We start from the raw sequence: 11,373 nt of genomic DNA, 5'->3' as shown, positions 1-11,373 counted from the left end.
CACCCTCCCCCCCCCCCCCCCCCCCTTCTCCCCCCCCCCCCCCCCCTCCCCCCCCCCCCCCCCCCCCCTCCCCACCCCCCCACCCCCCCCCCCCCCCCCCCCCCCCCCCGGCCCCCGGGATGTCGTCCGTCAGGCGGAGCGGACCTCGGCGATGCGCACCGGCCGGTGCTCGTGCAGCGACAGCGTGCACGCCTCCGCGATCCAGCCGGCCTCCAGGGCGTCCGCGACCGTGCACGGCGAAGGCCGCCGTCCGGCCACGACCTCGGTGAACGCGGTGAGTTCGGCGCGGTAGGCCTCGGTGAAGCGGTCCATGAAGAAGTCGTGCGGGGTGCCGGCCGGGAAGGTCACGCCGGGCTCGACGGAGCGCAGCGGCAGCTTGTCCTCCAGGCCCACGGCGATGGAGTCCTGGAAGCCGTGGATCTCCATGCGCACGTCGTGCCCCCGGGCGTTGTGGCGGCTGTTGGAGACCACCGCGATCGTGCCGTCGTCCAGGGTCAGGATCGCGCCGGTGGTGTCGGCGTCGCCCGCCTCCTTGATGTAGTCGGCGCCCCGGTTGCCGCCCACGGCGTACACCTCGGTCACCTCGCGGCCCGTCACCCAGCGGATGATGTCGAAGTCGTGCACCGAACAGTCCCGGAAGATGCCGCCGGACGCGGCGATGTACGCGGCCGGCGGGGGCGCCGGGTCCAGCGTGGTCGACCGCACGGTGTGCAGCTTGCCCAGCTCGCCGCCCCGTACGGCGGCGCGGGCGGCCACGAAGCCGGCGTCGAAGCGGCGGTTGTAGCCGATCTGGACGGGGACACCGCTTCCCCCGACCGCCTTCAGCACCTGCACGCCCTCCCGCATGGTGCGGGCGACCGGCTTCTCGCAGAACACGGGAATGCCCGCCTCGACGGCGGCCAGGATCAGGCCGGGGTGGGCGTCCGTCGCGGCGGCGACCACCACGCCGTCCACGCCGGCGGCCAGCACCGCCTCGGGGGAGTCGGCGACCTCGCCGCCGAACCGGTCGGCTGCGGACTTGGCGGCGTCCGCGAACGGGTCGGCGAGAACGAGCGACCCGACCGCGTCGAGCCGGGAGAGCGTCTCGGCGTGGAAGACGCCGATGCGGCCGAGGCCGAGGATGCCAATGCGCATGAACTCCGCTGCTTTCCTTGTGTGTGGTTGCTGTCCGCTGCCTGGGCTCCGCCCCGGACCCGATCGCCCTTCGGGCTCGTCCTCGGCCGCCGGACGGGCTCCCTCTGCTCGGTCGAGGCCGCCGAGCACGTTCCGGTCCCAGTCGATCACCGATCCGGTGACCACCCAGGACCGGTCCGACACCAGGAAGCCCACGAACCGGCGATTTCGTCCGGCCGGCCGAGCCTGCCCATCGGGCAGCAGGGGGCGCCCGGCTTCCGGCGGACGCCACCGTGCTGCCATTCTTGTCAGGACAAACCCTTCGGACAACCAGCAGGAAGCCATCAAAAACCCTTCAAGGAGCCCCCGCATGGGCCACCCCTTCCCGATCCGTGAGATCGCACGTCAGGCGGGTCTGAGCGAGGCCACCGTCGACCGGGTCCTCAACGGCCGCGGAGGGGTGCGGGAGAGCACCGCACGGGAGGTCGAGCAGGCCATCGCCGACCTGGACCGGCAGCGCACCCAGGTCCGGCTCGTCGGCCGTACCTTCATGGTCGACATCGTGATGCAGGCGCCGGAACGGTTCTCCACAGCCGTACGGGCCGCCCTGGAGGCCGAACTGCCGGCGCTGCACCCGGCCGTCGTGCGCTCCCGGTTCCACTTCCGTGAGACCGGGCCGGTGCGGGAGCTGACCGCGGCGCTGGACCGGATCGCCCGGCGCGGCTCGCAGGGTGTGATCCTCAAGGCCCCGGACGTCCCCGAGGCCGCCGCCGCGGTCGGCCGGCTGGCCGAGGCGGGCATACCCGTGGTGACCCTGGTGACCGACCTGCCGTCCACCGCGCGCCTCGCCTACGTCGGCATCGACAACCGGGCCGCCGGAGCGAGTGCCGCGTACCTGATGGGTCAGTGGCTCGGCGACCGGCCCGGCAATGTGCTCACCAGCCTCAGCAGCGGCTTCTTCCGCAACGAGGAGGAACGCGAGATGGGCTTCCGCAGTGCCATGCGCGCCCGGCACCCGGACCGCACGCTGGCGGAGATCGCCGAAGGCCAGGGCCTGGACGCCACCCAGTACGACCTCGTCCGGGCGGCGCTGGAGCGGGACCCGGACATCCGGGCGGTGTACTCGATCGGCGGCGGCAACATCGCCACCCTGCGGGCCTTCGAGGACCTGGGCCGCGAGTGCGCGGTGTTCATCGCGCACGACCTCGACCACGACAACACCAGGCTGCTGCGCGAGCACCGGCTGTCCGTCGTCCTCCACCACGATCTGCGCCAGGACATGCGCGAGGCCTGCCACATCGTCATGCGCGCCCATGGAGCCCTGCCGCCCGCCGGCCCCACACCGCCGTCGGCGATCCAGGTGGTGACGCCGTACAACATGCCGTCGCAGACGACGACCGTGTGACACGGCGGCCCATCGGGGCGCGGCCCGGGCGTGTATCCCACCGCGGCGGGCCCGGGCTTCCTACCGTCGTCCGTATGTGGAAATCGACCCCCGACGGCGGGCCCGAGCGGCTGCTGGCGCTCGCCGACGGCGTGTACGCCATCGCCATCACCCTGCTCGTCCTCGATCTGTCGGTGCCGCGAGGCCTGAACCCCTCGGAGTACCGGGACGCGCTGCACGAACTGCTGCCGAACCTCGGGGCCTATGCGCTGAGCCTGTACGTGCTCGCGGAGTTCTGGCGCGGCCATCGCGGCATCTTCCAGAGCGTGCGGCAGGTGGACGCGCAGGTGATCTCGCTGTCCATGCTGGGCCTGGGGGTCGCGGCACTCGTGCCCTTCCCCACCAAGCTGGTCTCCGAGTACGCCGACGAGCCCGTGTCGGTCGCCGCCTACGCGGCGGCGGTCGCCGCACTCGGCGCCACCCACCTCGCGCTGCTCCTCGTTCTGGCCCGGCGTCCGTGGCTGCGCGGCGACGCCGCGCCCGACCCGGGCCTCACGCTCCAAGCCGTCGACCTGGCCACGACCGTGCTGGTCTTCCTCCTCACGGTCCCCCTGTCCCTGGCGATCGGGTCGCGGGCCATGCTGTGGTGGCTCGTCATGATCCCGGCCAAGATCGTCATCGCGCGCTGGGGCAAGGCGATCCCGGGGACGACAGGCTGAGCCGGGCCGCCGTCACGACGGCCCGTCCACCTCCACCCAGGCGCGGCTCCGCGCCGACCGCTCCATCGCGTCCAGTACGGCGGCGGTGCGCACGGCGTCCGGAAGGGTCGCTCCGTACGGCGTGCCCTCGGCCACGGAGCGCAGGAAGCGGTGCGCCTCGACGACCTTGAGATCGTCGTAGCCCATGGCGTTCGCCGCGCCCGGCTGGAACGCGCCGAACTCGCCGTCGCCCGGGCCGACGTACACCGTGCTGACGGGCTGGTCCTGGTAGGCCGTGCCGCGGCTGACGCCGAGCTCGTTCATCCGGCGGAAGTCCCAGAACACCGCGCCCTTGGTGCCGTGCACCTCGAAGCCGTAGTTGTTCTGCTCACCGACCGAGATCCGGCAGGCCTCCAGGACGCCGCGGGCGCCGGAGGCGAAGCGCAGCAGACAGCTGACGTAGTCCTCGTTCTCGACCGGGCCGAGCTCGCCGCCCGCGGCACGCGAGTGGCCCGCGGTCGCGCCGGTGGGGCGGGCCCGCCGTGGCACGAACAGGGCGGTGTCGGCGGTCAGGGACGTGATGTCGCCGAGCAGGTACCGGGCCAGGTCGGCGCCGTGCGAGGCGAGGTCGCCGAGCACCCCGCTGCCGCCGCGCTCCCGCTCGTACCGCCAGGTCAGCGCGCCGTCGGGATGCGCCGCGTAGTCGCTGAACAGCCGGATGCGGACGTGCGTGACCGTGCCGATCGCGCCGGAGGCGATCAGTTCGCGGGCCGCCTCCACGGCGGGCGCGTTGCGGTAGTTGAAGCCGACCGCTCCCTGCACGCCCGCCTTCGCGACCGCGTCGGCGACCGCCCCGGCGTCGGCCGCCGTCAGGCCCACCGGTTTCTCGATCCAGATGTGCTTGCCGGCCTCGGCCATCGCGACACCGATCTCGCGGTGCAGGAAGTTCGGGGCGGTGATGCTCACCGCCTGCACCCGGGGATCGGCCGCCACCTCGCGCCAGTCCCGGGTCGCCGAGGCGAACCCGAACTGCGCGGCGGCCTGTTCGGCCCGGCCCGGCACCTCTTCCGCGACGGTCACGAGCCGCGGCCGCAGCGGGAGGTCCGGGTAGTGGTGCATGACTCGGGCGTACGCCTGGGTGTGCACCCGGCCCATCCAGCCGAATCCGACGACGGCGACACCGAGCGCATCCACCATGACAGCCTCTCTCTGGCTTTTGGACCGGTCCACAACCTGTCCAGGCCACCCTGAGCGCCATAGCAAGACGTGTCAACCCTTTGACAACCCGGCGAGCCCCATGGAACGGTCCAGAACATGAAACCGCCGACGATCCGCGACGTGGCCGAACACGCCGGTGTCTCCAAGTCGCTGGTGTCGCTGGTGCTGCGCGGCTCCGGCCAGGTGCGGCCGGAGAAACGGGAGGCCGTGCTCAGCGCCGTACGCGAACTCGGCTACCGCCCCAACGCCGCGGCGCGCAGCCTCAGCGAGCAGCGCACCCGCACGGTCGGCGTCCTCCTCCACGACCTGCGCAACCCCTGGTTCGTGGAGCTCCTCGACGGCCTGAACCCGCTGCTGTACGACAACGGCCTGCACATGCTGCTGGCCGACGCCCGCCTGAGCCGCCGTACCGGCCAGGACCTGACCGGCCCGTTCCTCGACCTGGGGGTCGACGGCCTGGTCGTGGTCGGCACGCTGCCCGACCCGGCCGCGCTAGAGGCGGTCGCCGAGCGGATCCCGGTCGTCGTCGCGGGCGCCCGCGAACCGGTTCCGGCGGGCGTCGACGTGGTCGCGGGTGACGACGAGCAGGGCACACGGCTGGTCACCGAGCACCTCATCGGCCTCGGCCACCGCCGCATCGCGCACCTCGCGGGCTACGGAGCCGTCGGCGAGCTGCGCCGCCGCAGCTTCGAGGCGACCATGCGCGCCCACGGCCTGGGCGACGATGCGGTCGCCGAGCCGTGCGACATGACGGAGGAGGGCGGCTACCGCGCCACCGTCCGCCTGCTCGGCCGTCCGCGGCGGCCCACCGCCGTGATCGCCGTCAACGACATCGCCTCCATCGGCGCGCTGTCGGCCGCCGAGGAACTCGGCCTGCGCGTCCCGCGCGACCTGTCCGTGACCGGTTACGACAACACGAGCGTCTCCCGGCTGCGCCACCTGTGGCTCACCACCGTCGACAACGCCGGTCACGAGGTCGGCCGCCGTGCCGCCCGGTGCCTCCTCGACCGTCTCGCGGCGCCCCGGGGAGCGGGGCGCGTCCACCTGGCCGCGCCCGCGCTGGAGATCCGCGGGACCACGGCAGCGCCGCCTACAGATTGACGGCGTACGCCTTGCGCAGGGTCTCGTGCACGGTCCACGTCGTACGGTCGCCCTCCCGCAGCACGGCCATGTCGCCGGGCCCGACCGTCAGCGTCGGCCCGCCCGCCACCTCGATGGTCGCCGAACCGCTGATCACCACGAACAGCTCGTCCGCCTCGGTGTCGGTGACCACGCCCGGCGTGATCTGCCAGATCCCCCGGGCCTGACGGCCGTCCGCCGACTCCCAGACGACCTTTCCGCTCACCTCGGGCGTCCCGGAGACGATCTGCTCCGGGGCGAGGGGCTCGGGCTCGAGCTCGGCGTCGGGGACGTGAAGGACGAAGCTGTGGTTCATACGGCGACCCTAGGCCCTGCCGTCGGATTCCCGCCCGCCCCGCGACGCCTTGCACGCTCCCCACTGCCTCAAGGGCGTGGGAGGTACCCCCACTCGCCGCACCATGCCCTGGCCCGCGTATGGCCGGTACGAGGGCCCGGTCGCTCCGGCTCTGCCCGGCATTGGGGGTTTACTTGAGTCAGGCAATAAAGACCAGCCGTGCCGGCCGGCCGCATGCGGTAGGGTTTCTCTGCGTGTTCGCACGGGTCACCGTGGGAGCGGCACCGGGACGTGGCGCAGCTTGGTAGCGCACTTGACTGGGGGTCAAGGGGTCGCAGGTTCAAATCCTGTCGTCCCGACTTGCGGAAACCGCAGGTGAGAGGCTGTTTCAGCGTCGTCTGAAGCAGCCTCTTCGTCGTGCTGGACGGCCTTCACGATCAGACGGGCCGCAGCCGCCCCGCCGAGCATGCCCACCAGCTCGACCACACTGAACGCGATCAGCCTCCGCGCCTCCATGAGTGGCGCGGTGCACACCGTCCTGTCATCCGAAGTCGCAGTTCAACGCGCTTCGCCCACGCACGACTTGCGGTCAGCCGCCGGTTCCGAAGTGGGCGCCCGTCGTCTCGCCGTCGTCCGTGACCGCTGCCGCGACACACCGGAAGACCCGTAGGCCGCTGTCCCACTGCGAGGCGGTCGGCGGGAGGATGTCCACCATCCATTCCGCGGCGGCCTCCCGGCCCGTGGCCGTCATGGACTTCGTCCTGATCTGCTGCGAGCACAGGGCTTTGACGTCGGGATGTCTGATCAGGTCCCGTGCGTTGTTCGTCATCCCGTCCTTGGGCAGCGGGGCGATGGCGAAGGTCTCCCACACATGCTTCGTGTGGCAGTCCGCGGCGCTGACGGTGATGGTGCCCGAGACGTCGGTGATGCCGCTCCAGCACTCGGGGGTCGTCACACACCGGCCGCCCACGCCCTCGACCGACGTCGCGGGGCAGTCCTTCGTGGTGGTCGGCACCCCACCGAAGGCTGCCTGCCCGTCGGACGCCCCCTGGCCGTCGCGGCTCGCGGCGGGAGATGTCGTCGAGGCGGAACTGGGATCCCCCGGCGGCTGGTTCTGGTAGACGGTCACGGTGATCGACACCGCCGCCGAGACCGCCACCGCCGCGAGCACGGCGATCAGCCGGGGGCGCCGTCCCTTCCTCCTGCGGTCCTCCGCACGGGCGTTGACGGTCGTCGCGCCTCCCGCCCCGTCCGGCCGGCCGGGCTGCCCCGGAGCGACCGTTGCGGGTACACCGTCCCGGGCCGACGGTGTCGGCGGAACGGCGTCGTGAGGGGCGTACGGAAACGGCGACGGAGCGGCGTCCCGGTACGCCGGGACGGTGTGCATGCTGGGGGCCGGTCCGAAACGGCCCGGAAGGTCGTCGACGTCCACGGCGGCGAGGGCGTCGCGCAGCACCGCGGCGTCGGACATACGGTGCGCCGGCTCGGCGGCCAGGGCGTGGCGGAGCACCTCGTTCAGGGCCGGCGGCACTCCGGGCAGGTCGGGGTAGGACCAGGTGTGCCGCACGATGAGTTCGGCGAGGCTGAGCTGGCTGCCGTCCTGCGGGAAGTGGGGCGGGCGGCCCAGCAGAAGGGCGTAGACCGTCGCGGCGAGTGAGTACACGTCGCCGGCCGGAGCCGGTTCGGCCATGTGAAAGGCCTCGGGCGGCGCGTACGCGGGAGTCAGAGCCTCCCGTGTGACCGACAGTTCCCGGCCGGGCCGGGGCATGGCCGCCAGCCCGAAGTCGGCCAGGGCGACACCGCCGTACCGGTTGATCATGATGTTGCCGGGCTTGATGTCGCGGTGCAGTACGCCGGAGGCGTGTGCCGCGGCCACCGCGTCGGCTATGCCCACGCCGATGTCGCGCGCCTCCTTGACGGCCAGCGGGCCGTCACGGTGGAGGCGGTCGCCCAGCGAGCCGCCGGGACACAACTCCAGCACCATGTAGGGGCGATTGTCGCCGAGCACCCCGGCGTCGTACACGGGGACCACGTGTGGGTGCCCCGACAACTGCCCGGCCGCGGTGACCTCCCGCATGAAGCGCTGCCGGTCGCGGGGTGAGGCCAGCACTCTGCTGTCGACCTTGAGCGCCACCTCCCGGCCCACGGCCAGCTGGTGCGCCCGGTACACCGTGGCGAAACCGCCCTGGCCCAGGACCTCTTGAATCGCGTAACCGGACAGATCCACATCTTCGAACCGCATCGTACCGTCAGCCCCCAGCGCAAACCCACCCACGGCAGGACGTCTGGCCGGGGACGGCGCCGACTCTAGCGTGGAGACCGCTCGGTGACCGCGCCGGATCCATTCGTCGAGATGCGGGCCCCGGATCCGCTGGTGGTGCGGTCGCGTATCGAGCGCATGATCGTCGGGAAGTGCGCGAGCGGCAGTCCTGACATGGCGTGGTCGAGGACGTCACCCTCCCCCGAAGGTGACGTCCTCGACCGCTCCCCCGGTGCCGGACTGTGGTCCGAGCCGTCCGTGCGGAGGCGGTTTGTGCTGTCACCAGCACATGACCGCGGTCTCTCCCGGACCCCAGCTGGAGTACAGGCGCACACGGACGAAGTAGCGGCGGCCCTTGACGAGACGGGCCCTGATGGTGGCGTTGCGCGGTGTTCCTCCGTCGTCCTGGCCGGCGAGGTAGCGGGGTTCCCCGTCCCGCTCCTCGAAGACCACCACGACGGCGTCGCTCTCGCCGAAGGTGCCCACCGTGTACTCGCGGGTCTCCGGCGGCTCGACGGTGAAGTCGGCCTGTCCGCCCGGGCCGAGGCTGATCGGCGCAGAGCGGAAGGGCACCAGCGCGGGCGGCCGCTTCGGGCCGGCCGGTGGGTACCAGCACAGTACGAACTCCTTGTCGGCGGAAGAGAGCGTGCCGGGCGGGTTCAGGCCCGCGCGGTACTGCTCCGGCTCCAGGATCAGCCCCGCCGAGAAGGGGTACTGCATGATCGACTGAGGGTCCCAGACGGAGCCGTTGACCTCGTCCGGGTCGAGCTTGCGCAGTATGTTGAAGTACGTCCTGTCACGGCTCCAGAAGTTCGGCGGGCCCGCCAGATCGGCGTAGACGGCCTCGTCGTCCCAGTGGATGCCGGCGAACGGGCTCTGGTGCTCGTGCAGCAGGCCGAGCGCGTGCCCGATCTCGTGCAGGGCCGTCCCGCGTTCCCCCGGCGCGGTCAGGTCCCACCCGAAGTTCATGGTGCGTTCGTTCAGGCCGACCTGGAGCGCGTCCTTGCCCACCGTCGACCAGGAGCCGCCGCCGAGCTGGAACCCGATGCGCAGTTCGGCCTCCGAGCGGTCGTCGACCTCGGCGAACGACAGCCCGACACCGAGGTCCCGCCACTCCTCGAAGCACTCACGCACCACGTCCCGCTGCTCCTCGGCGCCGACCCACGACACCCGCCGGGACTGCCCGGTTCCCGGTACGGGAATGACGGACCCGTCGGGGTCGCCGTCGAAGAAGTAGTAGTGCACGACGGTGCCGTTGACCCACATCGGGCGTCCCCCGACGAGCGCACTGAGCCTCTCGGCGGTCAGCCCCGGTGCGAAGGCGGGGGCCGACTGCTGCGCGAGGGAGCAGTAGCGAGCGGTCATGGCGCACAGACTGCCGCCGACCCCGCCCAGGGCGCCTGAGTCGGGGGCTACTCAAGTCACCCTGTATCAGGGATGAGTATCCGGACTCTCGTTGTCGTGATGACTTTCGAGCGGGACGCGAAGACCCTGGAGCTGCCCTGGCCGTTCATCGGGCGGGAGAACGAACTCGAACTGGTCCGCCGGTCGGTGACCGCCGGCCGTCACGGCATCGTGGTGACGGGCCCGGCGGGCTGCGGCAAGACCCGGCTGGTCACCGAGGCGGCGCGCGGAGGCGACTCGGCCAAGGTGGCCGGCACCCCCGAGGCCCGGCAGATCCCCTTCGCCGCGTTCGCCCACCTGCTGCCCGAGTCGGTCTCGCTGCACCGAGCGGTCCAGCTGCTGTCCGGCACCCGGCTGCTGCTGGTCGACGACGCCCATCTGCTCGACGACGCCTCGGCGGCCCTGGTCCACCAGCTGGCCGTGCACGGACGTACCCGGCTGCTGGTCGCCGCCACGGACGGCGCTCCGGTGCCCGGTGCGGTCTCCCGGCTGTGGACCGGGGAGCTGCTGCCCCGCCTCCTACTGGAGCCGCTGCCCCGTGAGGAGACGGCCCAGCTGCTGGCGGCGGGCCCGGAAGCCCTCACGTTCAACCGGCTGTACCGCCTGTGCCAGGGAGACCTGCGGCTGCTGCGCGACCTGGTGGGCGCCGTGCGCGAGCGCCAACTGCTCACTCCCGTCCCGGATGCGGACGAGTGGGCGTGGCGGGGTCCCGTACCGCTGACCGCGACCGTACGGGAACGGACCGCGCCGGTCCTCGACCGCACCGGCCCCGAGGAGCGCGAGAGCCTCGAACGCCTGGCCTTCGCCGAGCCGCTGCCGCTGGACCTCGACGACCTCGACCTGCGCATCCTGGAACACCTGGAGGCCGACGGCCTGGTCCAGGTCGACGATCACGGCGCCGTCCGCCTCGCCCACCCTCTGCACGGTCCGGCACTGCGGGCCGCTGCCGGACGGCTGCGGGCCAGGCGGCTGGCCCGCACCCCGGACCGGTGCCGGGCGGCCCTTGAGGCGGAGGCGGCCGCGCTGAGCCGGCGGATCGAGTCGTCGGACGTACGCGCGACGCCGACGCCCGTGGGGGAGTGGCTGGCGGAGGAGGGCGAGCCGGTGCCGGCCGGGTACGCGGCGCTGCGAGCGCGGTTCTCGCGGCTGCGGGGAGAGCTGCGGCAGGCGGCTGCCTGGGCGAGGGAGGGCCTGCGCGGTGCCGGTGACGATCCGTCGTGCCGCGCGGAACTCGCTCTCGCCGCCGCGCAGTCGGGCGAGATGCCGGCCGCGCGCGAGACCGCGGACGGCGCCGGCGCCTGGTTCGCGGCCGCGCGCGGCGACATGGACGCGGCCGTCGCGGCGGTCGGTGACGTGCCCTACGACGCCGTACGCCTCGGTGCTCCCGAGCGGGCCCTCGGCCGGCTGTCGGGCGTGTTCGCCGCGCACGCCGACGCGCTCGCCCGCGGCGACGGGCCCGCCCTGGACCGGGCGGGGGCGGCCCTGGAGCAGCGGGGTTTCCTGCTGTTCGCCGCCGAGGCGTACGCCCAGGCCGTCCGGGTACACCGGGACCCGCGCGCAGCCCGCATGTCACGCACCCGTGCCGTCGCACTGGCCGGACGCTGCCAGGGTGCCCGCACCCCGGCCCTGGCCGGCCTCGTGCTGGGCGAACTCACCGCCCGGCAGCGGCAGATCGTCACGCTCGCGGCCGCGGGCCTGAGCAACCGGCAGATCGCGGAACGGCTCACCCTCTCCATCCGTACCGTCGGCAACCACCTGTACAGCGCGTACGCCCGCCTCGGCGCCAGCGACCGCGGCGCGTTGCCCTGGCTCGTCGAACCACCGACCGCACAGCCGGCGTGACCGGGGGGACCAGGCGCGCTCCGAGGCGGCCGGGTGCACG

9 protein-coding genes and 1 tRNA gene are annotated in these 11,373 nt (G+C 72.8%); 5 read left to right on the top strand and 5 right to left on the bottom strand.

The features are described from left to right. Positions 1-129: 129 nt before the first annotated feature. On the bottom strand, positions 130-1,134 hold the full coding sequence (locus ACZ562_RS00930) for a Gfo/Idh/MocA family protein (protein WP_471172605.1): 1,005 nt from the start codon (positions 1,132-1,134) through the stop codon (positions 130-132). Positions 1,135-1,483: 349 nt separating this feature from the next. Here ACZ562_RS00930 and ACZ562_RS00925 point away from each other — a divergent pair, with 349 nt between their 5' ends. After that, entirely contained in the window at positions 1,484-2,518 is a 1,035-nt protein-coding gene (locus ACZ562_RS00925) for a LacI family DNA-binding transcriptional regulator (RefSeq protein WP_471172603.1), read from the top strand. Between the two features lie 74 nt (positions 2,519-2,592). Then, entirely contained in the window at positions 2,593-3,216 is a 624-nt protein-coding gene (locus tag ACZ562_RS00920; protein WP_471172600.1) for a TMEM175 family protein, read from the top strand. A gap of 12 nt (positions 3,217-3,228) precedes the next feature. On the opposite strand, the gene ACZ562_RS00915 is transcribed toward ACZ562_RS00920, so the two are convergent. Then, positions 3,229-4,392: a Gfo/Idh/MocA family protein gene (locus tag ACZ562_RS00915; RefSeq protein ID WP_471172597.1), complete on the bottom strand. Its 1,164-nt coding sequence runs from the start codon at positions 4,390-4,392 to the stop codon at positions 3,229-3,231. Positions 4,393-4,509: 117 nt separating this feature from the next. Between ACZ562_RS00915 and ACZ562_RS00910 the strand changes: the two genes are divergently transcribed. Next, the gene (locus tag ACZ562_RS00910; protein WP_471172594.1) at positions 4,510-5,514 is read left to right on the top strand and encodes a LacI family DNA-binding transcriptional regulator; all 1,005 of its coding nucleotides are present in this window, start codon (positions 4,510-4,512) and stop codon (positions 5,512-5,514) included. Here the strand turns inward: ACZ562_RS00910 and ACZ562_RS00905 are convergent. Next, positions 5,504-5,848: a cupin domain-containing protein gene (locus ACZ562_RS00905; RefSeq protein ID WP_471172589.1), complete on the bottom strand. Its 345-nt coding sequence runs from the start codon at positions 5,846-5,848 to the stop codon at positions 5,504-5,506. The two genes, ACZ562_RS00910 and ACZ562_RS00905, sit on opposite strands and share 11 nt — an antisense overlap. Positions 5,849-6,112: 264 nt before the next feature. Here ACZ562_RS00905 and ACZ562_RS00900 point away from each other — a divergent pair. Then, a tRNA-Pro gene (locus ACZ562_RS00900) sits at positions 6,113-6,186 on the top strand. Positions 6,187-6,416: 230 nt separating this feature from the next. On the opposite strand, the gene ACZ562_RS00895 is transcribed toward ACZ562_RS00900, so the two are convergent. Further along, a complete protein-coding gene (locus ACZ562_RS00895) occupies positions 6,417-8,069 on the bottom strand; it encodes a serine/threonine-protein kinase (RefSeq protein WP_471172584.1) in 1,653 nt (550 codons plus the stop codon). Positions 8,070-8,366: 297 nt separating this feature from the next. Continuing rightward, positions 8,367-9,452 carry a beta-glucuronidase AbsR1 gene (absR1, locus tag ACZ562_RS00890; RefSeq protein WP_471172581.1) on the bottom strand — a complete coding sequence of 362 codons (1,086 nt, stop codon included), beginning with the start codon at positions 9,450-9,452 and terminating at the stop codon, positions 8,367-8,369. A 99-nt stretch (positions 9,453-9,551) separates the two neighbouring features. On the opposite strand from absR1, the gene ACZ562_RS00885 reads away from it, so the two are divergent. Further along, positions 9,552-11,333, top strand: coding sequence for a LuxR family transcriptional regulator AbsR2 (locus ACZ562_RS00885; protein ID WP_471173932.1), 1,782 nt, complete (start codon positions 9,552-9,554; stop codon positions 11,331-11,333). The last annotated feature ends 40 nt before the right edge of the window (positions 11,334-11,373 follow it).

The organism is Streptomyces sp. NPDC040410 (genome assembly GCF_055595715.1).
Note: the sequence above shows the minus strand (reverse complement) of the source record. Positions and strands in the feature narration are given on the sequence as shown.

Bases quoted from the DNA above. Each gene is read 5' to 3' on its own strand.
- ACZ562_RS00930 (WP_471172605.1), bottom strand. From the start codon at position 1,134: ATGCGCATTGGCATCCTCGGCCTCGGCCGCATCGGCGTCTTCCACGCC.
- ACZ562_RS00925 (WP_471172603.1), top strand. From the start codon at position 1,484: ATGGGCCACCCCTTCCCGATCCGTGAGATCGCACGTCAGGCGGGTCTG.
- ACZ562_RS00920 (WP_471172600.1), top strand. From the start codon at position 2,593: ATGTGGAAATCGACCCCCGACGGCGGGCCCGAGCGGCTGCTGGCGCTC.
- ACZ562_RS00915 (WP_471172597.1), bottom strand. From the start codon at position 4,392: ATGGTGGATGCGCTCGGTGTCGCCGTCGTCGGATTCGGCTGGATGGGC.
- ACZ562_RS00910 (WP_471172594.1), top strand. From the start codon at position 4,510: ATGAAACCGCCGACGATCCGCGACGTGGCCGAACACGCCGGTGTCTCC.
- ACZ562_RS00905 (WP_471172589.1), bottom strand. From the start codon at position 5,848: ATGAACCACAGCTTCGTCCTTCACGTCCCCGACGCCGAGCTCGAGCCC.
- ACZ562_RS00895 (WP_471172584.1), bottom strand. From the start codon at position 8,069: ATGCGGTTCGAAGATGTGGATCTGTCCGGTTACGCGATTCAAGAGGTC.
- absR1 (WP_471172581.1), bottom strand. From the start codon at position 9,452: ATGACCGCTCGCTACTGCTCCCTCGCGCAGCAGTCGGCCCCCGCCTTC.
- ACZ562_RS00885 (WP_471173932.1), top strand. From the start codon at position 9,552: ATGACTTTCGAGCGGGACGCGAAGACCCTGGAGCTGCCCTGGCCGTTC.